This is a genomic window from Moritella sp. 36, from assembly GCF_018219415.1.
GTDB lineage: Bacteria > Pseudomonadota > Gammaproteobacteria > Enterobacterales > Moritellaceae > Moritella.
This window is the reverse complement of sequence record NZ_CP056120.1, coordinates 2,741,177-2,766,998: the sequence shown is the minus strand read 5'-3', so window position 1 is coordinate 2,766,998 and position 25,822 is coordinate 2,741,177. Positions and strand designations below refer to the sequence as shown.

At 37.9% G+C, this 25,822-nt stretch carries 21 protein-coding genes; 12 read left to right on the top strand and 9 right to left on the bottom strand.

The genetic code is table 11. The features are described from left to right. Positions 1-47: 47 nt before the first annotated feature. The 3 genes from HWV03_RS12200 (at position 48) to tamB (ending at position 6,403) form a co-directional block, all read left to right on the top strand. Complete coding sequence (locus HWV03_RS12200) at positions 48-686, top strand: deoxynucleoside kinase (protein WP_211676154.1); 639 nt, start codon at positions 48-50, stop codon at positions 684-686. A gap of 186 nt (positions 687-872) precedes the next feature. After that, positions 873-2,606, top strand: a complete 1,734-nt coding sequence (locus tag HWV03_RS12195; RefSeq protein WP_211676153.1) for an autotransporter assembly complex protein TamA — start codon at positions 873-875, stop codon at positions 2,604-2,606. Then, positions 2,606-6,403 (top strand): autotransporter assembly complex protein TamB, encoded by a 3,798-nt coding sequence (gene tamB / locus HWV03_RS12190; protein WP_211676152.1) that lies wholly within the window; start codon positions 2,606-2,608, stop codon positions 6,401-6,403. Before HWV03_RS12195 ends, tamB begins: the two co-directional genes overlap by 1 nt. Before the next feature lie 68 nt (positions 6,404-6,471). Here the strand turns inward: tamB and cspD are convergent, their stop codons facing one another. Beyond that, entirely contained in the window at positions 6,472-6,693 is a 222-nt protein-coding gene (gene cspD / locus HWV03_RS12185) for a cold shock domain-containing protein CspD (RefSeq protein WP_045110286.1), read from the bottom strand. Between the two features lie 263 nt (positions 6,694-6,956). Between cspD and clpS the strand changes: the two genes are divergently transcribed. The 3 genes from clpS (at position 6,957) to HWV03_RS12170 (ending at position 10,049) form a co-directional block, all read left to right on the top strand. After that, positions 6,957-7,271, top strand: a complete 315-nt coding sequence (gene clpS / locus HWV03_RS12180; protein ID WP_019440075.1) for an ATP-dependent Clp protease adapter ClpS — start codon at positions 6,957-6,959, stop codon at positions 7,269-7,271. A 48-nt stretch (positions 7,272-7,319) separates the two neighbouring features. Then, positions 7,320-9,596 carry an ATP-dependent Clp protease ATP-binding subunit ClpA gene (gene clpA / locus HWV03_RS12175; protein WP_211676151.1) on the top strand — a complete coding sequence of 759 codons (2,277 nt, stop codon included), beginning with the start codon at positions 7,320-7,322 and terminating at the stop codon, positions 9,594-9,596. A gap of 87 nt (positions 9,597-9,683) precedes the next feature. Beyond that, positions 9,684-10,049 carry a hypothetical protein gene (locus HWV03_RS12170; RefSeq protein ID WP_211671810.1) on the top strand — a complete coding sequence of 122 codons (366 nt, stop codon included), beginning with the start codon at positions 9,684-9,686 and terminating at the stop codon, positions 10,047-10,049. A gap of 112 nt (positions 10,050-10,161) precedes the next feature. Here HWV03_RS12170 and HWV03_RS12165 read toward each other — a convergent pair whose 3' ends face one another. After that, positions 10,162-11,010, bottom strand: a complete 849-nt coding sequence (locus HWV03_RS12165; RefSeq protein WP_211671809.1) for a CvfB family protein — start codon at positions 11,008-11,010, stop codon at positions 10,162-10,164. Positions 11,011-11,271: 261 nt separating this feature from the next. Here HWV03_RS12165 and rluF point away from each other — a divergent pair, with 261 nt between their 5' ends. Continuing rightward, entirely contained in the window at positions 11,272-12,468 is a 1,197-nt protein-coding gene (gene rluF, locus HWV03_RS12160; RefSeq protein WP_211676150.1) for a 23S rRNA pseudouridine(2604) synthase RluF, read from the top strand. Between the two features lie 8 nt (positions 12,469-12,476). Next, entirely contained in the window at positions 12,477-13,133 is a 657-nt protein-coding gene (locus HWV03_RS12155; protein ID WP_211676149.1) for a hypothetical protein, read from the top strand. 98 nt (positions 13,134-13,231) lie between these two features. On the opposite strand, the gene HWV03_RS12150 is transcribed toward HWV03_RS12155, so the two are convergent. Together HWV03_RS12150 and HWV03_RS12145 are read right to left on the bottom strand one after the other, a co-directional pair. After that, entirely contained in the window at positions 13,232-14,284 is a 1,053-nt protein-coding gene (locus HWV03_RS12150; RefSeq protein WP_211676148.1) for a hypothetical protein, read from the bottom strand. A gap of 3 nt (positions 14,285-14,287) precedes the next feature. Then, the gene (locus tag HWV03_RS12145) at positions 14,288-14,767 is read right to left on the bottom strand and encodes a hypothetical protein (protein ID WP_211676147.1); all 480 of its coding nucleotides are present in this window, start codon (positions 14,765-14,767) and stop codon (positions 14,288-14,290) included. A 95-nt stretch (positions 14,768-14,862) separates the two neighbouring features. Here HWV03_RS12145 and HWV03_RS12140 point away from each other — a divergent pair, with 95 nt between their 5' ends. Further along, positions 14,863-17,532, top strand: a complete 2,670-nt coding sequence (locus HWV03_RS12140; RefSeq protein ID WP_211676146.1) for a hybrid sensor histidine kinase/response regulator — start codon at positions 14,863-14,865, stop codon at positions 17,530-17,532. A gap of 7 nt (positions 17,533-17,539) precedes the next feature. Here HWV03_RS12140 and HWV03_RS12135 read toward each other — a convergent pair whose 3' ends face one another. Continuing rightward, on the bottom strand, positions 17,540-18,328 hold the full coding sequence (locus HWV03_RS12135) for a potassium channel family protein (RefSeq protein ID WP_211676145.1): 789 nt from the start codon (positions 18,326-18,328) through the stop codon (positions 17,540-17,542). 119 nt (positions 18,329-18,447) lie between these two features. On the opposite strand from HWV03_RS12135, the gene HWV03_RS12130 reads away from it, so the two are divergent. Beyond that, entirely contained in the window at positions 18,448-18,771 is a 324-nt protein-coding gene (locus HWV03_RS12130; protein ID WP_211676144.1) for an NGG1p interacting factor NIF3, read from the top strand. Positions 18,772-18,790: 19 nt separating this feature from the next. Here HWV03_RS12130 and HWV03_RS12125 read toward each other — a convergent pair whose 3' ends face one another. The 3 genes from HWV03_RS12125 to HWV03_RS12115 form a co-directional block, all read right to left on the bottom strand. After that, positions 18,791-19,528 (bottom strand): copper homeostasis protein CutC, encoded by a 738-nt coding sequence (locus HWV03_RS12125; protein ID WP_211676143.1) that lies wholly within the window; start codon positions 19,526-19,528, stop codon positions 18,791-18,793. Positions 19,529-19,647: 119 nt separating this feature from the next. Then, positions 19,648-21,459 (bottom strand): long-chain-acyl-CoA synthetase, encoded by a 1,812-nt coding sequence (locus HWV03_RS12120; protein ID WP_211676142.1) that lies wholly within the window; start codon positions 21,457-21,459, stop codon positions 19,648-19,650. 63 nt (positions 21,460-21,522) lie between these two features. Further along, positions 21,523-21,774: a hypothetical protein gene (locus tag HWV03_RS12115; protein WP_255546794.1), complete on the bottom strand. Its 252-nt coding sequence runs from the start codon at positions 21,772-21,774 to the stop codon at positions 21,523-21,525. Between the two features lie 189 nt (positions 21,775-21,963). On the opposite strand from HWV03_RS12115, the gene HWV03_RS12110 reads away from it, so the two are divergent. After that, positions 21,964-22,968 carry an AraC family transcriptional regulator gene (locus HWV03_RS12110; RefSeq protein ID WP_211676141.1) on the top strand — a complete coding sequence of 335 codons (1,005 nt, stop codon included), beginning with the start codon at positions 21,964-21,966 and terminating at the stop codon, positions 22,966-22,968. A gap of 77 nt (positions 22,969-23,045) precedes the next feature. On the opposite strand, the gene HWV03_RS12105 is transcribed toward HWV03_RS12110, so the two are convergent. Beyond that, positions 23,046-24,461 (bottom strand): 3-oxoacyl-ACP reductase, encoded by a 1,416-nt coding sequence (locus HWV03_RS12105; RefSeq protein ID WP_211676140.1) that lies wholly within the window; start codon positions 24,459-24,461, stop codon positions 23,046-23,048. Positions 24,462-24,736: 275 nt separating this feature from the next. Between HWV03_RS12105 and HWV03_RS12100 the strand changes: the two genes are divergently transcribed. Then, positions 24,737-25,732: a zinc-dependent alcohol dehydrogenase family protein gene (locus HWV03_RS12100; protein WP_211676139.1), complete on the top strand. Its 996-nt coding sequence runs from the start codon at positions 24,737-24,739 to the stop codon at positions 25,730-25,732. Positions 25,733-25,822: the final 90 nt, after the last annotated feature.

The window sequence follows — 25,822 nt, the reverse complement described above, 5'->3', positions numbered from 1 at the left end:
TCAATATGCTATAATATTCCGCTTGTATTGGCATGATAGGTTTTAAAATGAGTAATGAGCAAACGTTTAAGCTAGTCGCGATCGAAGGCAATATTGGTGTTGGCAAGTCAACATTATTACCCTTACTGGCTGAAAAATTAACTGAACATGATAATTCTGAGTGGCGATTAATTTTAGAAGACGTGGATTCAGATCCTGAATTTAAACGATTGTTACAAGCGTTTACGGTAGACTCGACACGCCGCATTGAATTTCAACGCTACATTACCAATAAAAGAGCGGATATCTGTAAAGATTTAGATCCTAAATTTAATTATATTATTGAACGTTCGTTGTTCTCTGATCTTGTTTTCTGTCAAGCCAACTTAGCAGAAGCGTGCCGTCCAGATGGTAAAGATCTTGATTATTATTATGATATTCAAACCAAATTAAAAGATTACCCGCGTGTGTCTGCCGTTGTTTATTTACGCTCTGACGCGGAAACTGCGTATACGCGTATGCTTTCACGTGCTCGTGATGCAGAGCAAGGTACATCTCGTGATTATCTACAATTAATATCTGATTGCCATGATACATTTTTACCACATATCTGCCGTAAATATGACACCGTTCTGTTAACGGAAAACTGGACACACTTTGGTTGTTCTAGCACATTAGCTAAACGTATCATTAGTGAAGGTATTTAGTTAATTTACCCAAACCATTTCAAGGTGTTGATTACGCAGCTTGAAGTAGTTTGGGTGTATACAATGGTGTGGTAAATATTGCGCCATTGAATTTATATTGTAATTAGACTAATCTGTTATTCATCATTTTCTTTTACATGGAAAGTACGATTCTATATTGAACTGTGCTAAGTAAGGTCTCAGTTAGTGAAACTATCAGTTTTATACGCATTTATTCTATTTTTATATTCTTCAGTTTTCTCTCCTTCCGCGTTTGCTGTTTCAAGTGTTGCTTTCGATATTAATGGTGTTTCAGGTGATATCAAAGATAACGTTAATTCTTACTTATCGACGATCTCTATTCCTAAAGGTAACAATTACAGTTATTTTGAATCTAAAGTACGTAAAAACCTTATCGAGTCGCTCCAAGTTTTTGGTTTTTATCGCCCCGAAATTACGGTCCACCTGACTGTTGATGATGATGAACTTCTCGTCTTTATTGATATTCAATTAGGGGAAAGGGTGACGTTATCCGTTGTTAATGTGGAAATTAATGGTGGTGCAAAAAATGATACGGCTTTTATTCATTTATTGAATGAAATACCATTGCACAGAGGTGACAATTTATCACATGCGGACTACGACAAATTTAAGGCGGATATCAGTAAACTTGCGCTAGCGCGGGGTTATTTTGATGGTAAATGGCTAAAAAGTGAAGTGCGCGTTAGTGTTAAAAAAAATAGCGCAGAAATCGATCTTATTTTTGATAGTAAGCAGCGTTATGTTTTCGGAGAGAGTGTTTTATCCAATCCAACCAAATCTGAATTTATAGTCACTGAACTAGCAACATTTGAGGAGGGACAAGCGTATGATTCTTATTTAGTCGCTGAATATAGTTTAGCATTATTTAATAGTCGGTATTTCCAGTCTGCATCTGTTGTGCCTAATATTAATGGCAGAGCAGATGGTAAAGTCCCAATGGTAATAACAGTCATAAATCATCCTAGCAACACGTATGAAGTTGGTATTGGCTATCTCAGTGATGTGGGTGTTAGAGGCACGTTAGGCTGGAAAAAACCTTGGATCAATAGTCGTGGTGATAGTGTTTCCGCAAAATTTGAATATTCAAAAGTACAGCAGGAGTTTACTGCTAACTATGATATTCCGATCGAAGATCCCATTACCAACATAGCTAAAATCCAATTAGGTTATCAGCGTAAAGATAGCAAGGATACAAAGAGTGATTTGTACACTTTACAGTTACAACGTCAATTTGAATTAGAATCTAAGTGGTTGCGTACTTGGTTTATAAAATTTGAGCAAGAAAATTTCACCCAGGCTAGCCAAAAAGGTAATACCATCATGGTATTACCTGGTGTTAGTTTTGCGAAAACAAATCAACGCGGCGGTGTTGATCCTTATTGGGGGAATCAGCAGCTTTTTAGTTTTGAGGTCGCGAGTCGTGGTTGGGGGGCTGACATTAATATGGCTAAAATACAGAGCCGGACAAAGTATTTACGCTCTATCGATAGAACTCACTTTTTCACAACGCGTTTTGATTTAGGCGCTATTTATGTCGATAAAATAGAGAGTGTGCCAGCATCAATGCGTTTTTTTGCTGGTGGTAGTCAAAGTATTCGAGGTTATCAATATGAAACGGTTACAGCTGTTGATGATAATAAAAAATATATAGGTGGTCGCTATTTAACGGTTGGCTCGTTTGAGTACGGTTATCAATTTGCTGAAAAATGGCGTGTTGGACTTTTTACCGATGCGGGTACATCAACCAATGATTTTTCTGAACCTATTAGTGTGGGTGTTGGGACTGGTCTCCGTTGGATGACTCCTATTGGCCCTGTCAAAGTTGACTTTGCTGTACCTGTTAATTCAGATACAGATACTAAGTATACTTTTCATTTGTATATTGGGCCTGAATTGTAATGCGGCTTATTCAATTGTTTTTTGTAAGTTTAATTCTGCTTGTTAGCAGCTTAACAGCCTTACTCGGCAGTCATGCCGGAAACCAGTTCATCATTAATCAATTAAATAACACAGAATTACCGCTACATCTGGTTCTGGAAGAAGGCACGGTTTTTAATCAAGCACATTGGAAAACAATTGATTGGCAAGGGGAACTATTTCAACTTTCAATTTCAGACTTAGCATATGACATTGATTTAAGTTGTTTATTTAGTGCAGAAGTCTGCATTAATAAACTGGATTCTAGCGCAGTATCTTTCAATATGCCTCTAACGGAAGAACTTAGTACACTTCTCGGTATTGATTTGAATGACACACTATCACGTATCGCTAAGCTCGATGATAAAATTGAAAATGATACTTGGCAATTAAATATCCCTATTTTAATCAGCGCTTCAAATATAGATATTCGAGATATTAATGTTATTGTTGCTAATACCAGTGTGACTGCTGATCGTCTTGAGGCTGTAGCTAATTTATCAGGGCGAGATATTACTGTTACCAAGTTGATAACACATAATGTAGATGTTCAAGTATCAACTGAATCAGCAGGAAATAAGGTAGCAAGTGGCGCTATAAGCTCGAAACCTACCACCTTGGTTGAAGAAACAAATAAACAATTAGATATCGTTACTGATCTATTAAATGAGTTCGAACTTTATCAGGTTTCAATTCCACTACGTGTAGATGTGCATGATGCAAAGCTTATTCAGTCTAAACTTCAAGTAAATGATTTATCCCTATTTTTCAATTCGATAGACTTAGTCGGTTATATTGATTCTGGAGAAGTTGGGATCGAAAAGCTTATCGTTAATATGCCGCAGGCTGATACCAGTATTAAAGGACAAATTGTATTACAAAAAGATTACCCCTTGTATGCGACGGTTAACACAACATTAAAAAAACCAACGTTGTTAAAGCAACTTGCTGTCAATATCAACGCGACGGGTAGCCTTGATAGTATGAATTTAGCTATCAATACATCAGGGCCGATTAATACGCATATCGATGCATTACTCGCGCCGTTACGTCCAGCCTTACCCTTTACTATCAATGCTAATTGGCAACAATTAAGCTGGCCATTACTGAAGCCTGCATATATCAACTCAGTGGATGGAAAGTTATCAATGCAAGGTAATCTTGATGCCTACACTATAGCCGTTTCAGGACTGTTAGATATTGATAATGCACCGTTGTTGGATCTTGATGCAAAAGGTAAAGGGAGTCTACAAGGTTTATCATTTTCTCGGATTAACGCTAAAACGCTGAGTGGACATGTTTCAGCATCTGGGCAACTAAAATGGACAGATGGTATTACGGTAAAAAGTAAAGTCGCAGCAGAAGGCATACGATTAGATCAATTTTGGCCAGATATAAAGTTACAGCCGCATGGAAGCGCTACGGTTAACTTTAACCTCAAACCCGAATTAGATAATGATTGGAAACTTGATATTGATGATATCGACGTCGTCGCCGATTTTAAAGGTTATCCACTCACTTTACAGGGAAGGATAGCACTCGATCAAGATCTGTATTGGAGTCTAGATGGTTTTTCACTTTCTCGTGGAGCAGACTCAATCAAACTAGACGGTACTATTAACGAGCAGTTTAAGATTGGAGGGGAAGTTGATATTGAATCTCTAACGGCTTATCTTCCAGAAAGTAAGGGGAGTGCGTTTGGTTATTTCACTATTATGGGTCAGAAGAGTAAGCCTTGGCTTAACTTTGATTTATTCACTGATAATGTTTTATTTGAAAATAATAAATTACAGCGAGCAGACCTTACTGGACTAATTAGCTTAACTGAAAGTCCGCAGGGAAACATATCGTTTACTGGTGAAAAGTTAATAATCGGCGAACAGGTCATTGATAAAATTGCTTTAGAATATATAGCGGGCCAAACTGACAGTAGTATTAGTTTAAGCCTGGATAATGAAAAAAATAATGCGCTATTAAAGCTAAGCGGTTTTTGGAAAGGTGATACCTTACAGGGAAAGGTGACTAAAGGGCGAGTTAATTCAGAATATGGTAATTGGGTCATTGACCCGAATGTTAATTTCACTTTCTCTAAAAAAGATTATTATCTTTCGATTGCGCAACACTGCTGGAATGAAAAGACAGCCACGCTGTGTCTAGGTTTTGACGGGAAAGTTGAAGGCGCAGGCAATTTTGAATTTAAACTGCAAGATTTCGATATAAATAAATTAGGTTTAGCAAGGGAAAAAAATATCAAGATCGAAGGTTTACTTAACATTATGAGTAAAGTAGCTTGGCGTAAGGACGAGTCATTGCAAATGACGTCTAAGATAGAGATCATTGATTCATCATTACTCATCTATAATGATGAAGAAAGTAGTATTGCTAATTTTGATAAGTTAGTAGCGGATGTAAGATTGGACGAATCGAATCTAACTACGAAGATTAATATCAACTCACATGAATTGGGTGGAATGACATCTGATATTCGTGTGGATGATATCTTTGGTAAGCGTGAATTGAGTGGTGATATCAATATCATCGATATGGAACTCGCCTTTATTGAGCCGCTTATTTATCAGGTAGATGTACTTAATGGTGTTGTATCCGGTGCTGGTATTGTAGATGGGACTTTAGACAAGCCTGAGTTCATCGGGCAGTTCAATGTCAACAATGGTTATTTAGCTGGAGATGAATTACCTGTCACGCTAGACAATTTTCAATTTAGTATAGAATCTAGTGGTCAAAAAGCGAGTATTACTGGTAGCGCTAATTCAGGTAAAGGGCTAGCTAAAATCGTCGGTAATATTACTTGGGGTCATGAATTTAACTATCAAATGCTTCTACAGGGTGACAACTTTGAGTTTGACGATAGTAAGGGGGTACATCTACATTTTAGTCCTAACATAAGCATTAAAGGCAACACTCTAGGGACTAAAATTAGCGGTGATATTGTAATACCGTATGCGCGAATTAAAGTAGAGAAATTGCCGCAAACCGCGATCCCAGTTTCTAATGATGTGGTTATTGTTGACGCTGATGACGTCAATGAAAAACAGAACTACCCACTCGATGTTGAAGTGAATATTAAATTATTAGACAATGTGAAAATAGATTCATTTGGTCTTAAATCTAATATTACTGGCGATGTAAATGTTATTCTTGATGGCGATGGTAATTTATTTTCTGATGGGATGCTTCAGTTTGAAAGTGGTCGTTACCGTTCGTTTGGTCAAGATCTCTATATTCGAAAAGGACAAATTGTATTTTCTGGCCCCATCGAAAACCCTTATATAAATGTAGAAGCTATTCGTAATTCAGAGGTGACAGAAGACAACGTTATTGTCGGTGTCCGATTAATAGGACCTGTTAAAAAACCGCTGTTTACGATATTTTCAGAGCCTGAAATGCCGCAAACCCGTATGATTTCCTATTTATTACGTGGACGTGATATAGACTCGGAAGATGAAACGAGTCAAGACGTTGTGATAAAGACAATGCTTGTTGGTTCGAGTCTTGGGCAAGGTAAAGACGTTATCAGTTTCTTGGGTGATACGCTGGGAGTTAAAGATTTTTCCATCGATACTAGTGGACAAGGTAATGATACTAGAGTCGAAGTGAGTGGGTATGTATTACCTGGTATACAAATTCGTTATGGTATTGGTTTATTCTCTGATCTAAGTGAGGTCATCGTACGATATGAGATTATTCCGAAGCTCTATATAGAATTAGTGTCTGGTGTAGATAAGGCGGTTGATTTATATTATAAATTTAGCCGTTAAGATCTTTAAATAATAGCCATAAAAAATAAAAGCAGCCAAGCTGCTTTTTATCAAAATAGGCCTACAAGCTATTTTATCTCGCTTGTTTCATGGGCTGAAATAGAAACAGCATGAGATCCTTTTGGGCCTTCATCTATTTCATAGTCAACGACTTGTCCTGCTTTTAATGTACGATATCCATCCATTTGTATAATAGAAAAATGAGCGAACACATCATCACCACCAGATTCAGGACAAATGAAGCCGAATCCTTTCGCGTTATTGAACCATTTAACCGTACCGGTTGCCATACCTCTGCATCCTTTCTGTAATTGCAAATTGTTTGATTACTGAACATACATCACCCATTTAACTCATGGGTTATAAGATGGTTATAATAATACATATCAAGGTAACTCAAATGTAAACTACTTTAACGCATCTTGTTAATAAATTTAGTTTATTCGCCACTATAGTCAAGTTAATATTCCTAAAAATGATTAAAATGAGGTAAACTTAGACGAAAGGTTGAAACTTATTAGCCCAAATCTGTGATAGGTACTAAGATAGAATTATGAGTAAGTTAGATGAACTGATTGATTTCAAAACAAGTATAGAAAGTGAGCAAGAACTAAAACCGCCTTCGTTTTACAAAGTGTTTTTGAATAATGATGACTATACTCCAATGGATTTCGTTGTAGATGTACTACAAAGGTTTTTTTCTATGGATATAGATAAGGCTAACCAAATCATGTTAACTGTTCATTATCGGGGCAGAGGTGTTTGTGGCGTATTTACGGCTGATATAGCCGAGACAAAAGTATCACAGGTAATGCAATATGCAAAAGACAACGAACAGTCCTTATTATGTACCATGGAACAAGCATAAACGTAATGCTGACAATATTACGCAACACGTAGTTATAGGGAGATGCCTATGTTAAGCAAAGATCTTGAAGTAACGCTAAATGAAGCGTTTAAAACTGCACGTGAAAATCGTCATGAATTTATGACGGTCGAACATTTGTTGGTTTCACTACTGAGCAATAAATCTGCTTGCGAAGCGATTAAAGGCTGTTCTGGTGATATCGATGCTATTCGCGATGAACTATTGCTTTTTTTAGAACAAACGACACCTATTTTACCTGAATCGGATGAAGAGAAAGAAACACAGCCTACGCTCGGCTTTCAACGTGTGTTACAGCGTGCTGTGTTCCATGTGCAATCTTCAGGAAATAATGAAGTGACAGGTTCGAATGTACTTGTTGCTATCTTCAGTGAGCAAGAATCACAAGCTGCTTATATATTGAAAAAAGCAGGTATGAGCCGATTAGATGTGATTAATTTCATTTCGCACGGGATTCGTAAAAATGATGAAGAACCGGGTGCTGAAGATAGTCATGACGCTTCGGAACAAGTCATTAATGATAGTGAAGATCAATCAACTCAACTTGAAAACTTCTCTACTAATCTCAATAAATCTGTTGTCGAAGGGCGAATTGACCCATTAATTGGACGTAATGAAGAACTAAATCGTACTATTCAAATATTATGTCGTCGTCGTAAAAATAACCCATTATTGGTTGGTGAAGCCGGTGTGGGCAAAACGGCGATTGCAGAAGGCCTTGCATACCGAATCGTCAATAAAGAAGTCCCTGATGTGATGAAAAATACGCAGGTATTCTCACTCGATTTAGGCGCTCTGCTTGCTGGTACCAAGTACCGAGGTGATTTTGAAAAACGTTTTAAATCATTATTGAAACAGTTACAAAAACACGATGATGCTATTTTATTTATTGATGAAATTCACACTATTGTTGGGGCCGGTGCCGCGTCAGGTGGTCAACTTGATGCCGCAAATTTAATTAAACCATTATTAAGTAATGGTACGTTACGTTGTATTGGTTCGACTACATATTCTGAGTACAGCCAAATCTTTGAGAAAGACAGTGCGTTAGCACGCCGTTTCCAAAAAGTGGATATTGTTGAACCCTCTATTGATGATACGGTTAAAATTCTGCAAGGTTTGAAGTCTCGCTACGAAGAACATCATGATGTACGCTATACGACTAAAGCGCTACGTGCAGCAACAGAGCTATCTGCGAAGTACATTAATGAACGTCAATTACCTGATAAGGCGATTGATGTGATGGATGAAGCGGGTGCTAAACAGCGCTTGTTACCGATAAATAAACGTAAGAAAACGATCGGTATTGGTGAAATTGAATCTATTATTGCAAAAATGGCTCGCATTCCAGAAAAATCAGTTTCTTCTAATGATCGTGATGTACTTCGAAACTTAGAACGTAACTTGAAAATGGTTGTGTTTGGGCAAGACCCTGCGATTGAAGTATTAACCGATGCGATTCGTTTATCGCGTTCTGGTTTAGGCGCTGAAACAAAACCAATTGGCTCTTTCTTGTTTGCTGGTCCGACAGGTGTTGGTAAAACAGAAGTGACTCAACGCTTAGCTAAAATTATGGGTGTTGATCTGATCCGTTTTGATATGTCGGAATACATGGAGCGTCATACTGTATCTCGTTTGATTGGTGCGCCTCCTGGTTATGTTGGTTATGATCAAGGTGGTCTATTAACGGATGCGGTTATTAAACAACCACATGCTGTTGTGTTATTGGATGAAATTGAAAAAGCACATCCAGATGTATTTAACTTGTTATTACAAGTGATGGATAACGGTACATTAACGGACAACAATGGCCGTAAAGCTGATTTCCGTAATATTATTTTAGTGATGACAACTAACGCTGGTGCAACGGAAACCGTTCGTCAATCCATTGGTTTTAAAGAACAAGATAATAATAGTGATGCGCTTGGCGAAGTGAATAAACTGTTTGCACCTGAGTTCCGTAATCGTCTTGATAACATTATCTGGTTTAATCATCTTGATATGAATGTTATCCATATGGTTGTTGATAAATTCTTGGTTGAATTAGAAGCACAGTTAGATGACAAACAAGTTACCTTACATGTATCAAACGATGCTCGTAAATGGTTAGCTAATAAAGGTTACGATAAAACGATGGGCGCCAGACCAATGGCGCGTGTTATTCAAGATAAAATTAAACGTAATCTTGCCAATGAGATCTTGTTTGGTAAATTGTCAAATGGTGGCGCTGTTGATATTCAATTGAAGGGTGATGAGCTCGCGTTTACGTTTACGGATGTGAAAGTGACAGCGACAGAAACAGAATAAGTTAATTTTTGAATAGAACTAGAAGGTTGTTTTTTTTCGTATTAGTGTTACTTTGTATCTATGCTTGACTTAAAGAGGGAATGCAAAATGGATATTTCCGCATTAACTAGGGTCGAAATTAGTATCCCAGATGGGATTAGTTTTGACTCCTTAGGACTTGAACTTGATTATGATGGCAGTATTTCCTTTGACATTGAAACATTGGAAGCAGTGGCATTAGAAAGTGGTATTGATGTAGCTTTATTAGATGAAGACTATGTATTACAAGTATTACTTATCAGTTTTTATCAGTGGCACAGAGTACAGAATGGTGACGTCAACGCGGTCATGGAAGATATTATTGAACAAGCTAACGATTTATCTGCTTATTCTGACGATGAGTTAATTATGATGTTGGGCTCTGCTGAGATGGACAAACAAGCTAATGTTGCTATTTCGCAAATTGTTCATTAATTTAAAATGACTAAGCATAAAAAATGGAAGCCAATTGGCTTCCATTTTTATTACTATTAGTTTGATTACTCTTTATATCTTATTGTTCGTAATCAACGACTGATAGTATACATTATTCACTGTCTTTAACTTGTAAGCCAACGTTACCTGTCTTAACGATATCAATGATACCTTTCTTGAATAGTTGGCCTACAGCGCTTTTGAATGTCTTTTTACTCACACCAAATAAGCGAGAGATTGTTTCAGGGTCTGTTTTATCTGTAACCGCCATGAAACCACCATTTTTATTCAGTTCTGATAATAGCACTTGGCTAAAATCAGATACTTTTCCATGACCAGGTTCATTAAGTAAGATATCAATTTTACCGTCTTCACGTACTTTTTGAATGTATGCTTTTTGTTTTTCACCACGGTTTAATTTCTTAAACATTTCATTTTTGTAAACAACGCCCCAATGGCTATTATTTACAATTACTTTATACCCAAGATCAGTTGGATCAACAGGGGTGATCTCGACTTCTTCGTGTATTTTGTAACGCGCAGGCGTGTTGTCAACGTGACGATCTAGTTTTGTTGTTGCTGTAATACGTCCGTGAATGCGATCTAAGTAAATAGCGACAAGGTATTCACGACCCACTTGTAATGGAATGCGCTGTTCACTGTATGGAACTAAAAGATCTTTGTCTAAGCCCCAATCAAGGAATGCACCTACATTGTTTACTTGCTTTACTTTTAGCATGACGAATTCGCCGACAGCACCAAGTACTTTTTGTGTTGTTGCAATGATACGGTCTTCTGAATCAAGGTAGATAAATACCTCAAGCTCATCACCGATATCGATATCTAATGGTGAGTTTGTAAAAGGTAACAGTATTTCACCTAATACACCGCCGTCCAGGTAGAAACCCGATCCAGTTTCTTTGATAATTTCTAGGGTATTTAACTTACCTAATTCTGCCATAGTTCTTTGCTCTGTCTTGAAATAATGAGGGTTATTATAGATCACCCAATAATGCGGGCAATGTACCACGAAGCGTGAAAAAAACCCAATATTTGCGGATGAATTAGTATTAATTACTTGAAAGGTTAAATATATACACTAATATTGCTTGATAATAATGCCTTCTGTTATACTCCACACACATAATTGCGGTCTTTCTGAAGTATAAGTTCTCAAAACCTTTCGCAATTCCTAATTCCCTTAATATTAGTATAAATTATCATGACGCAACAAGACATCAAACTAACACGACTTAATAAATATATCAGTGACACGGGTTATTGCTCTCGCCGAGAGGCAGACCGCTTAATTGAACAAGGTCGCGTAACCATTAATGGTAAAATTCCAGAGATGGGAACGAAAGTGTCAGATGGCGATATGGTTTCTGTAAATGGAAAACCCGTTAAAGAAAAACAAAAACGTATCTATATTGCCCTAAACAAGCCGGAAGGTATTACCTGTACGACAGAACGTCACATTCAAGGTAACGTGATTGATTTGATTGATTACAGTACGCGAATATTCCCAATCGGTCGTCTTGATAAACCATCAGAAGGTCTAATCTTTCTAACCAATGATGGTGATATTGTTAATAAAATTCTACGTGCTGGTAACGCGCACGAAAAAGAATACATAGTTAAAGTTGATAGTACCGTTACTGACCGATTTTTAAAGGATATGGCGCGCGGTGTGCCAATTTTAGACACGATCACTAAACCCTGTAAAGTGACGCGCGAAGGTCGTTTTGAATTCAAAATAATTTTAACGCAGGGTCTAAATCAGCAGATTCGACGCATGTGTGAGCATTTTGGTTTCCAAGTGAAATCACTAACGCGTACACGTATTATGAATATTGATATGAAAGGTTTAGCAACGGGTCAATGGCGTTTACTGACTGATAAAGAAATGGCTGAAATCAATAGCATGGTTGAAGGTTCAAGCAGTACAGAAGAAGCGTCTGACTATGGTCAAGAAAAGCCAAAAACCAAAGGTGTACATTCAAAACGTGGTGTTAACAGTGCTGCACGTCAGAAGCGTTTCGGCTACGGTGACTACGCCGCAACACCTGGTCAAGTTTTGAATGAAGAAGCAAGTTCAAATGTTTGGAATAAAGATGAAACAACCGCTGATCTAGATAAGAACGATGAGCCGACATCTAATTTCTGGACGCAAAATGCAGCATCGTCTGATGCTGATATGTCTTCAGAGATAGCCCAGCAAGATAAACCAGTGTCTTATTCTGATGAACAAATTGCATCAAGAGCGCGTTTTGACTCTGCTGAAAAGAGAAAAGAACGAAAAAAACCTGTTACTCGTTTCAGTATTATTGCGGAACGTGAAAAAGCGAAACTGGCTAATGTAAAGGCTACGTCCGCTACACCTCGTGTTAAAGGCACCTTATCGTTGAAAAAGAAGTAATTAGATAAATGTCTGTCGATAATTATCCTCAAATTGACATACCATTTGACGTTCGCTACACATGCTTGTTTTGTGGCGAACCATCAGATGCCACGATCAATATACCGTTCTCTGTGGATGATATAAATAAAGCGCCCCATGAGCCTTTATCTGTCCCAGCATGCGCAGAATGCCTGTCTTTTGTGAAAAAAGCCCGCAGCCAGTCTATCTATCAATATCGTAATGCCGTAAAAGCAGCACTAACACGGAAATATCAAAAAGCATTAAGTATTGGTTCAAATTGGACCGAGCAAGAGTTGCAAGAGTCTGAATTTGAAGGTGCTGCGTTTGAAGGTTTTAAGCGTAGTGCATGGATGATGTATACCATTGCAAAGGAAAGAATTAACTATTCTGGTTGGCCGTTATGTCTTGAGGGCGTCCCACTTGCTGCAGATGATGAGGCGGGTGGATTTACGTTTGATGGTACAGAGTTTGTCAGTGTTGAACACGCAATGGAACATTATATCAAAACCTTTCATCTTGACGATACGCTATTACCTGAACTTGTTAAACGATTAGGTACAGATAAGTTTGGTTATGCCATTCGCATTAGTCGTCTTTATTTAAATATATCGCCAGCAGAGCGAACGCAGATAATCGCTGATATAGTAGATAACCAGTCCTAATTTCTGATGTTAATAATTATAATAACTCAAAGCCGTGCTTGATTCCTTTTCATAACGACTTTGAGTTATTCAATTTTCTATTCAAATAACACAGTTTATCAGAAGATAAAATTAAGCATTATAGTATATAGTTGAGCATCAGTATCGCCATCGGCAGGACTTCTGATCAACTCACCATGACTCCCACCTTTTGCATTCGTGTATTTCCACTCTGTATTAAGTGATACAGTTGTCGTTAAATCATAACGTAGTCCGATTAACAGAGAGTTATTTTTTTGGCTGTGGTGTGATTCAGCATAGGTTACGTAAGGGGTAAATTTATCAATATTATAAGCTAAGCTTGAATACCAATTGAAATGCATCGTATCGATAAGTACTTCAGCCGTCAGTAGCCATTGGTCAAGTGAATATTCTGTGCCTAATGTGTAAATACTAATGTTGTCTGCAGGATGTTGCATAGTTCCTTGCGGTGTTGTTACATCGACTACATATTCGAAATACGCATAATTAAACATAATGCGATAATCAAATCCGCTTAATTCACTGTGCATACCTACAGTTTTCTCTATATTAAAAGCATATTGATTGTCACCTATGTCAACCTCACCATTACTTTCTATACCAATATAGGGTGTTACCGCTAAATAACTCTCATCATTTATTTCGATATCCCAAGTCCCAGAAAGTCCATCATAAGACGTGAGCCCTAAGGTCGAGTTATATACCTCTTGTGGAGGTCTCGCTGACGTATATGCTTGTCCAACATAGTAGTATTCAGAGCTTAGAAACAAGGGTAACCGTAACCGCCCAACTTTTAAGTTAAAATCTGATACGCTATAACCTACGTAGGCCCATTCTAACCTCGGTGATGACCAGCTATCTTGAGGTCGTTTTACAATCTGAACCGAAGTATTGAAGTTATCATTAAAGCGGATATCACCTTGCAACCCTAAAGTTGTATCACAATCGTAACAAGTGTTATCTGTGATCTCTCGGTTGACATAGAGTGGTGTTGCATTGCTAGACTGGACTATGGAAGTCGAGCCAAAACCACTTAACGAAATGTTATCGGTAAGATTTAGTTTTGCATTTACTGCGAATGTACTGATTGATAGTGTTGTTGCTATAAAGCAAATCTTTGATATATGCATGCTTTATTCCTCCGGGTCTAAAACGAATAAAACATTAACATCTTTTGGTAATGACTTTATGGTGGCGTAAGCAATGCCGTTTGGGTTTTCTTCCAACCAATCGAGTATGGATGTAATATCATTATTTGATATGGTGACGGGTAGGTTCCCTTTTCCCGAAAATGCTAAACTGGCTCTATAACCATTCATCTGGGAGAGCGATTTACCAAGTAGCTTTTGATAAAAATAGGCCTTGTCATCGCTATCTTCTGTTAAATCAACAAGTTCAACATTTTCATTGTTAATACGTTTTACCTTTCCTTTATATATCATTCTTACCTTGCTTTTACTCAACTTAGGAAAAGAATTATTCAATGAAAATACGGCAAAACTTCGTCCTTCATCTTTTCCGATTTCTTCTTCAGCTGAGATATTAAATGGGGGCGAGAGTGAAAAAATGAGTAGTCCAACGCAAAAATTACGTAAGTTTAATCCTTTAAACATGTTTACCTGCTAATTTTAGTTCTGTTACCTATCATTCAAGTTAGTAAGAAAAAGAGTAAATAACAAATTAATTTTTACATGGAAGTCAAAAACTTATGCTTAATACGTTATCGATCAAAAAACGGCTAATAATTTTATTGTTATGTCCATTATTGTTACTTACGTTGTTGATTGGCGATCGAGTCAGTGAGTCTGTGTTTACATTAAACCAACTAAATAAGCTTCAATATAGAATTGAACTACTCACTGAGTCGTTACACTTAAATACACTACTGCATAGTATAAGAGTCAACAAACTTTCGAATGATACGGTAGCCAATGAAGATGAACTTACTTCATTCACGAACGCTGTCAATAAATTAAAAAAATTAGCACCTTTAGCCTTGCAAAAGAGTAACAACGCGATTGATTTATTATCCGATTTAGACGGTGCTGCTGAAGAGCTTACGAGCCTTAGCGCCGAAGATGTTAATGATTGGTCTAGCTGGATCTCGGATTCTACGAGTCAACTACTCCTTATATTAGAAAAAAACAACCTCGATTTTAACGATAAAGAAATAGAAAGTAATATTGAGGTCTTGTATCAATTACAGTGGCTTTATTTTTGGGCTAATGAAGAAAACTGGTACATAAACCTTATTTTTTCAGGTGCTAGTGTTGATGTTAAATCCTTATTGCCCGCCATCGTTGAAAGGCAACAGCTGTTTATTGAACGGTTTATTGCGATTAGTGCCGATAACAGCCAAATCTCTCTTTTGCAAAGTACATTTTCTGATAAGGCATTTTTAGACAGTTATGCATTACGTAATTTGATTCAAAATGAGCACTTCAAAACAAACGCAAGTAATTACGACATATCAGTGTTAGACAAACGTTTAACATTAATTAGACAAGTTGTGTCAAATGTAGGTGCGAACTTATCAATCAAGATTAAAACAAAAGTCGCTGAAGCTAAAATGCATGTGATGGCATCGAGCATTTTCATTACGGCATTATTACTCTGTGCGTCTTACTTAGGTTGGATGCTGATTCAACGTATTCTTGGCAACTTGAAAGAAATTATTGCTACGTTAACGCGTATTGAAGATACTCATGACTATTCACTAAAAGTGAAAATCGATGGTAATGATGAATTTAGTGCGTTCGCTAAAATGTTAAATAAGCTAATTGAAGAGCGCTACACAAACGAAAGTCAGATAATTCAGGCTAAGGAGTTAGCCGAACAGGCAAACGTTGCGAAAAGTTCATTTTTAGCGAATATGTCACATGAAATTAGAACCCCGTTGAATGGTGTCATTGGTATGTCCGATATCTTAGCTAGCACTAAGTTAACACCGTCACAGCAGGAGCATCTTGCGATTATTGAAAACTCCTCGCAAACATTACTTATATTAATTAATGATATTCTGGATTTTTCTAAAATTGAATCTGGTCACCTTACCATTTCTAATCATAGTTGTAATCTACGAGAAGTTATTTACGATACTGTGGCAATTGTTATCCCCGCTGCAGCATCCAAGAATTTAGATATTATCGTCAATATAACTCCAGCGCTACCGACAGAGTTATTATTAGATGAGCATAGATTACGCCAGGTCTTGATGAACTTATTATCTAATGCTGTTAAATTCACCAATCGTGGTCAAGTTAGTTTATCACTCAGTTGTAAATTACTCTCAAATAAGCGATGTGAGTTGTCGTTCTCTGTTGCTGATACTGGTACTGGTATTGAAGGCAATAAGCAACAGAAAATTTTTGAACCTTTCACTCAAGAAGATGGTTCAATTACACGAGAGTTCGGGGGGACTGGGTTAGGGCTAGCGATTAGTAGCCAATTAGTTGAATTAATGGGTGGGGAAGTCGATATTGATTCCGTAAAAGGTGAGGGGAGTAATTTCTATTTTACGATTTACGTAGATTCAGTTACCGGTATTCGCGCTCAGCAGATGGTACCAACAAATACGAAGGTAACGGTTATTACTAATGAAATGGATTTTAGTCATGGTATTTGTGCGGAACTATCACGTAATAATTTTTCTGATATAACGACTGTGGCTTATACGCAAGATTTACCAAACAACGCGATGGATAAAGATATTAATCCGTTGCTCATTTATTGCCAAAATAGTGTTCCGCTAACGCTAAAAGACATAGATTTTTTAAGTAAACTAGCACTCAACTATACTTTTATTTTAGTACAGTCACATACAGATGAGAAATATGATTTTGATAATAGAATTGATGGTTTAGCTACCATACCATTACTTGGTAACCGATTACTTAAAACCATGAAATCAGCGCTGATGAACAAGGCTGAATCAGAGAAAAGCATAGCGCCGAGTTTGGATAATGAGGTAATGACTGAAGATATTGCAGTAGATAATATGCTTATCCTTATTGTGGAAGACAATTTGATTAATCAAAAAGTAGCCACCTTGCTATTAAAGCAGTGTGGTTATGATAGCCATATTGCTAATAACGGTGAAGAAGCAGTCGCAATAGTATCTTCTGGTAAACATAAGTATAAGGCTATATTAATGGATTGTATGATGCCTGTTATGGATGGGTTTACAGCGACAGAGCATATCCGGAAATGGGAAACGTCATTTTCGGTACCACAAACTCCCATTATTGCATTAACTGCAAGTGTGCTGGATGCTGATATCCAACGTTGTTTTGATGTGGGTATGAATGATTATGTACCGAAACCATTTAAAAAAGATCTACTTGTCGAGAAGATTGAGCGGCTAGCAAGCGCTGCTTAAGCAGATATTATCGCTCTTGTTTAGCCTCTGAAGTAGGACGTTGCTGACGTAATAACATTTTCAGCTCAGCAATATCCTGCTTTAACGCAATGACTTCTATATATAAGTTCTCTACATTGGGGGTTTGTTTTATTTTAGATTTTTTTCCACCATCAACAAACCACGAAGAAATAAATCCAGTAAATGTACCGAATAAACCAACACCGGCTGTCATGAGTAGTGCAGCGATAATACGCCCACCTGTTGTTACAGGATAATAATCACCATAACCAACCGTTGTTATGGTCACAAATGACCACCAAAGCGCATCCACACCATTGTTGATATTACTGCCTATTTGCGCTTGTTCTAGCAGTAAAATACCGACAGCACCAAAGGTTACAAGCACAAATGATATTGCAGACACTAAGGAAAACGTGGCTTTAAAGCGATGTTCAAAGATCATTTTAAGGACGAGCTTAGATGATCGAATATGCTGAATAGCCCGGAGGATCCGTGCAATACGAATGATACGTATAAATTGAAGTTGATCTACCATAGGAATACTAGATAATAAATCAATCCAGCCCCATTTCATAAATTGTAGCTTACTTTCTGCTTGATAAAAGCGAATGACAAAGTCGGTAAAAAAGAATAAACAAATGATATTATCCACACTGGTCAATATTTCGCTAACGTTACTAGACAGCGGGAATATAAGCTGAATAAGTGAGGAAGCAACAACATGCAGTGATAAGATGAGCATGAAAATTTGAAATGGATTCACATCATCATTAGTTTTAAGTTTTGTTTGCACAGGTTAGCAGCCTTGATTCATTGATTTTATTAATATAAACGTTACTGAGTAGTAAAACAAAATATTTTTATAATGCTTAGTAATCGGTGTGGTGACAGTGTAGCGTAGAGGTGTAAGTTATGTTTGTTATTATTTTTTATGTGCCACAAGAAAATGTGGAAGATGTTAAGCAAGCGCTGTTTAAAGCTGGCGCGGGTACTATAGGTGATTACGCACGTTGTGCCTGGCAATGTTTAGGTACAGGTCAATTTAAACCCTTACTTGGTAGCGAGCCACATATAGGCACGCTCAATGAGATAGAATTTGTCGATGAGTTTAGAGTCGAAATGGTTTGTAGTACGAGCAATGTAAGGGCTGCAATTAATGCATTGATTTCTGCCCACCCTTACGAAGAGCCTGCTTATCATATTTTACAAACACTCAATATTAATGATTTACCTTAGCGTAAATATAGAACCTATCTTAGTGATTGGCTGCACTGACAATATCGGAAATTATTTTTGCACAAGTTACAGTTATTAAACTGTCTGCATCTTGCTCTGTTCCCATTCTAACTGTTGAATGGGGCTTCATTGCACTTTTTCTTGTTGTCTTTCCCGATAAGTGTAATTCTTTTGCTTGCGTGATAGCGATGATATTTTCAGCATTTTGGGGGGTAACTCCTGCACCAGGCATGATACTAATTCTGCCATCAGCTTGAATGATTAATTCTTTGATCAGCTCGCAACCTTGTTCGGCGTCTGCTTGTTGGCCAGATGTTAAAACGCGTTCACAGCCTGCATTAATTAAGATTTCTAACGCTTGTTTAGGATCATTACATAAATCAAAAGCTCGATGGAAGGTTACGCTAATATCGCGAGAGGCCGCCATTAAACGTTTTAATGCGACCTCATCAATATCCCCCTCTGGTGTTAATGCACCGATGACTACACCTTCGATTCCCAGTAATTTCATGAATTTAATATCAGAAACCATGATATCAACTTCTTGTTCGCTATATATAAAATCACCTGCGCGAGGGCGGATTATTGTATAAAGGGGAATTGTTGCTAGATCGAGAGACTTTTGGACAAACCCTGCATTGGCGGTTAGTCCACCTAATGCCAAAGCTGAACACAATTCGATACGATCTGCACCAGCCTGCTGAGCCGTTTGAAGTGACTCTATATTATCGACACATACCTCTATTGTAATCGTCATAAACTTCCCTTTATTAAAAAAATAAAGTGATCATAGGCCGTTCTGCATTATATGAAAGTAAAAAAGACGACTAAGGTCGTCTAGATCAATCATTATGGTAAAAAACCACAATATTAGTGCTAGAAAGACAATTGTTTTTCATTAATCGCAGTTATCGTATTTTCGTCTAACGCCGTATAGCTATTTTGTTTAGGTTGCTTGATAAGAATTAGGTCTTCCGAAATGTTGGGGTAATATGATTCTTTTTTCAAATCTGTTTTCTTATATTTGAACGTACCTGTAATTTCCTGTTTTTCACGTAGACGTACAAATATAGGTTGTGCATAGCTTGGTAGTACAGATGTGACGTGTTGAAAGAAGTCAGCTGTTGAGAATTCATGTATTGGGCAATTCAAAGTAAGCGCAACCATGCCTGCTCGACCATCATGATGTGGCAGTTCGACACCGTAAGCAACAGTTTGGTCAACTTGATTAAACTCATTGAGTTGACCTTCGACTTGCGTAGTCGCCACATTTTCACCTTTCCAACGGAATGTATCACCTAATCTATCGACGAAAGAAATATGCCTGAATCCTTGATATTTAACGAGATCACCCGTATTGAAATAACAGTCGCCATCTTTTAGTACCGATTTGAATAGTTTTTTATTACTTTCTTTATCATCGGTATAACCATCAAAAGGGGATCGCTTGGTTATTCTTGTTAGCAGTAAACCCACAGCCCCCGTTTTTACTTTGATCATTTTCCCTTTTTCATTGTACAGGGGTTCGTCATTATCAATATCATATTCTACAACGGTAAAGGCAAGTGGCGTAATGCCTGCAGTGTGAGGTAAGTTCAATGCATTGGTAAAGACAAGGTTACATTCACTCGCCCCATAGAATTCGTTAATATGTTCGATACCAAAACGCTGTTGGAACTCGTCCCAAATCTCTGGGCGTAAACCATTGCCAATAATTTTTTTAATACCGTGTTGTTTATCCTTATCTTTTGTTGGTACATTCAGAAGGTATCGACATAGCTCGCCAATATAGGTAAATGCGGTTGCATTGTGGTCCCGTATTTCATCCCAAAATCGACTAGAGCTGAACTTTTCAGAAAGAGCAAGTGTGGCTGCATTACCAAACACTGCACTTAATGAAACAGTTAAGGCGTTGTTATGGTACAGAGGGAGTGATAGGTATAACACATCATCAGAAGTAAGGCGTAACGATGCCATCCCCATACCTGACATAGATTTAAACCAGCGATGGTGACTCATTTTTGCTGCTTTAGGTAATCCTGTTGTCCCTGATGTGAAGATATAAAATGCAGAATTTTTAAGTTGAATTTTAGGCGTTGTATCCGGATTTAACACCGAATAATTTGCGACCAATTTTGAGATGTCTTTAAACTTAATAGGGTGTTCTGCTGATTTCAATGCCGGGATATAAAAGATGTTTTTTTGTAACGCCGGCGATAAGTGTTCTTTAATGTCATTAATGGTCGAATGATAGATTTCATCTGCGATAATTAATTTTGTATCGACAACTGTTAGACTGTGTTCGAGGACCGCATTTTTCTGTGTTGTATTTATCATACAAGCAATTGCACCGAGCTTAACAACTGCAAGCGCGATAATAATTGTTTCAGGCCTATTATCGAGCATGATTGCCACTTTATCACTCTGGCTAATCCCATATTCATGTAAATAATTCGCATATTGATTTGCTTGATTGTTCAGCTCTTCGTAACTATAGCGTTGCTCTTTGAACTGGATTGCGATCAAACTAGAATTCTTAATAGCCTGCTCTTCAAGTAGTAAACCAATAGACATATAGCGTTCTGGTTTTGCTTTTTGTAAGTGCCATAGACCCTTTAAAATAGGCTTAGGTGTTTTTAGTATATTGATCGTGCTTTTGAATAATTGCTTACCGGTTATAACAGTCATAAGTTAATTCATTCTATTGAGTATAGGGAGTATGACGCCTGATAAATGGGTCACGCGTTGTTCTTAATTCATTAAATTAAAGGTAGCTTTTTGCTGTGATAATTTGACGTTCAAACACACTTTAGTAGGTAAATAGATAACATTTTTAAATTGAACATTAATACTAATGCGTTGAATATCAATAAGTGCTTCTAATTGTGCGAGGACACGCGCTTTGGCCAGCATGCCGTGCATGATTGTTGACTTAAATCCCATTAATTTTTCTGGAATATGGTGTAGGTTGTTTTTTAAAGTGTGAATTGACTTTGTCGTCATGATAAATAAATCGTGTAATGATATGTTGCAGTTATGTTAATCTCTTTGTTTGGTTGTTGAATTGGCGAGTGTGTAATCGGTTAATGGCAGCTCGGTCAAATATTTGACCTAAATTGTGTAACTCAATCCTTTGATAGTGGTAGAGTTAGTGGTTCAAATAAAGATTTAAAGTTAATAAATGGAATAATTATGCAAGATGCGGGCGTATTATTACGTATTGCTTATACAGCAATGAAAGAGTTAGATATCGATGTACTCGAAGTTCTCTCTCGTTGCAACATTAGTGAAGACGTGCTGAATGATAAAGACTTACGTACACCTAATCAGGCGCAAACACATTTTTGGCAGGTCCTTGAGGACATAAGTAAAGATCCAAATATTGGCATTTCTCTTGGTGAACGTATGCCTGTTTTTACTGGTCAAGTTTTGCAGTATCTTTTTTTGAGTAGTCCTACGTTTGGTACTGGTTGGGAGCGAGCCGCAAAATACTTTAGGTTGATTAGTGACGCGGCAAGAGCTTCTATTCATATTAAAGATGATGTCGCGAGGCTATCCGTTAATTTAGACGGGATGACTGAAGATGCTAATCGGCACTTGAATGATTGTTTAGTGATAGGTGCATTTAAATTTTGCCAGCATGTTACTGACGGTGACTTTAAAGCAAATAGAATTGCCTTTGCTCATCAACAGCCTGAAGACTTAACTGCCTATGCTAATGTTTTTCCTTGTCCACTTGAGTTTTCAGCGGCAGATAATTTTATTTATTTTGATGCTGATTTGCTAGATCGACCTTCAACTCATGCCGAACCGGAGTTGTTTGCATTACATGAGCAGTTAGCAAGCCGAAAAATTGCAAAATTAGAACTTAAAGACATCGTGGATAAGGTACGTGGCGTTATTGCGCAGCAACTTGAGTCGGGTGTTGTGACATTAGAGAGTATTGCAACCGAGCTTGATATGAAACCACGTATGCTACGGGCTAAGTTGGCTGAGATTGATTATAATTTCAATCAAATTCTAGCAGATTTCCGTTGTGAGCTGTCTAAAAAACTGTTGGCGAATACGGATGAATCAATTGATCAGATTGTATATCTAACTGGGTTTTCAGAGCCAAGTACTTTTTATCGTGCATTTAAACGTTGGGTACAAATGACACCCATTGAATATCGCCGAAGTAAGCAGGTTGACGATTAACAAATCTAGAAGCATTTAACCTAAAAAGAAGTAGCTGCGAGCCATCAATGTCGCAGCTATTCTTGTGCTACGTATCTTTAAGCGCCAATTAATGATTGTCCGCAAATTCGAATTGTATTCCCTGTCACACCTGCTGCTTGTGGTTGCGCAAAAAATGCAATAGCCTCGGCTACGTCAATTGGTTTACCTCCCTGTTTTAACGAATTCATTCGGCGACCCGCTTCACGAACGGTAAAGGGGATCGCAGCGGTCATTTTCGTTTCGATAAAACCAGGTGCTACGGCATTAATGGTTATATTCTTTTCAGCAAGCGGTTTTTGCATTGCATCGACATAGCCAATAACGGCAGCCTTAGAGGTCGCGTAATTTGTTTGACCAAAGTTTCCTGCGATACCACTCATCGAAGATACGCAAATAATTCGACCATATTGACTCAATAAGTTTTCACTTAGTAGTCGCTCATTAATTCTTTCCATGGCCGAGAGATTAATATCCATAAGTACGTCCCAGTGATTATTAGTCATACGAGCGAGGGTTTTATCTTTTGTTACCCCTGCATTATGTACTACGATATCAAGTGATTTTTCACGTACAAATTCGGCAATGATAGCTGGCGTATCATCAGCAGTGATATCTGCTACTATGGTACTGCCTTTTAAGCGATGGGCAATTTTTTCAAGATCCTGCTCCAGTGCCGGTATGTCTAAACAAATTACATGAGCGCCATCACGAGCGAGTGTTTCAGCAATAGCTGCACCAATCCCACGAGATGCGCCAGTAACAAGCGCGGTTTTTCCTTGTAAAGGTTTACTCAGGTTAACCGTTCCGTGTATTGTCCCTGGTTTCACATTAATCACTTGTGCTGATATATAGGCCGATTTCGTAGAGGTCAGAAAACGGAGTGGGGCGTTAAGTAATGATTCACTGCCTGCTTGCACATACATAAGTTGGCATGTGCTGCCATTTTTACCGATTTCTTTTGCTAGGCTACGACAAAAGCCTTCTAAAGATCGCTGTACAGTTGCGTAGCTCACATCCTCAAGGTGCTCACTCGGACGACCTAACACGATAACTCTGCTACATTTTGATAGTTTTTTAATTACAGGTTGGAAAAAACGGTGTAATGCACTTAATTGTTGACTGGTTTTAATGCCTGATGCATCGAAGATAATACCGTTGAATTTATCTGATTTGCTTATCGTATTTAAGCTAATTGGTGTTGCACTGAGTGAGGTATTATTGAACAGGTGATTAAGGTCTGCTAACTCCTGCGTGCTATTCGGATAAGAGATCGCGATACTTGCATTGTTAAATGTTTCTATTACAGGCTTAATCAGGTCACTATTCGTCGCAGCCCCGATAAGTAAACGACCAGAAATAAGATCTGGACCGTGAGAAAAGCGCGTTAATGTAACGGGTTGTGGAAGATTAAGTTTTTTGAATAAGGCTGAGGTCCACTTACCATTGGCGATCTTTGCATACGTATCCGTCATTATTTAATCCTTGTTTTTATGAGCTGTATTAATCTAGCAATTGAGCATGTGTTAAAAGTTACTGTATGACTATGAGTTATTTGCCAAAGATTGGTAATAAATAGACCAGTTCATTGCAGTATAAATGGGTATAGTATAACTAAATAATACGCGGAGTTTGATTTTGTAATCATTATTCTGTTCACAACTAGATTTTAGTTCAATTCCTTATCCTGAGTTCAGGTTAATTAGGGGGGGAGCTAATTATTTCATCAATGGATTAAAGTGGTATCTCGATGAGCACAGACACATTAAACACGCGCGTTCAGCAACTTAGCTTTGGCCAGCCTAAAGAGTCCTTATTGTTGGATAGTATTGCCTTAGAGCCACTTCAGGAAAGTAAAGTTCGCGTTCGCATCGAAGCTACAAACATCAATCCTAGCGATCTATTATCGATTCACGGTGTGGGCCAATATCGTCGAACGCATGTTCCACCGCGAGTGCCGGGCTTTGAGGCGGTAGGTAGAGTTGTTGAGTTCAACGCTCCTAATCAGTCAGTACTTCAAATCGGACAGAAAGTTCTGGTGGCAACGAGTGGCACTTGGCAAACCTATGTCGATGTGTTGCCAGATAATTTATTCTATCTTCCTGAAGATCTTGATAATGGCTACGCTTGTCAGCTGTACATCAATGCCTTAACGGCTTGGGTGATCACAACCAAAATTACTCAGCTGGGCGAAGACGATGTGGTGATCATCAATGCGGGCTGCTCCGCTATAGGAAAGATCTTTGCACAGCTTTCTATGACTCTTGGTTTCACCTTAATTGCGGTAACGTCAAAACCACAGCGTTACCCGTATGGCTCTATTGCTGTTTTGGATGCTAAACAAGATTTAAACTCTCAGATTCAGTCACTTAAATTACGAACGCCGAGCGTAGCGTTTGATGCGATTGGTGGAAAGGAAGGCTTTGACCTCATCAATACATTGAGTAAAACTGGCACCTACATCAACTACGGTACACTCTCGCTAGGGCCTTATGAAACCGCATTTTTTGAAAGTATGAGGCGCAATAATATCGACTTCATGACGTTCTTTTTACGTTGTTGGGAAGAGTCGGTAGGTAAAGCGGCGAGAAAGGAAGTGTTCTATGAGATGCTAGCGCATTTTATTGAAAATGAGGTTTCACTTAATGTGGATCGTTATCTGCCTTTAGAAGACTTCCATACTGCGCTAGAGTTGGTTGAAATTGAATCCTCGTCGCTTCAAGGAAAAATAATTCTAACAATGTAAACGGTTTCATTGTAAATAGCGGCTTTCGGTACGATACCCAATCATTGGTTTTCCAACAACTGGGTGGATTTATTAGGCCTTAGCGTTATC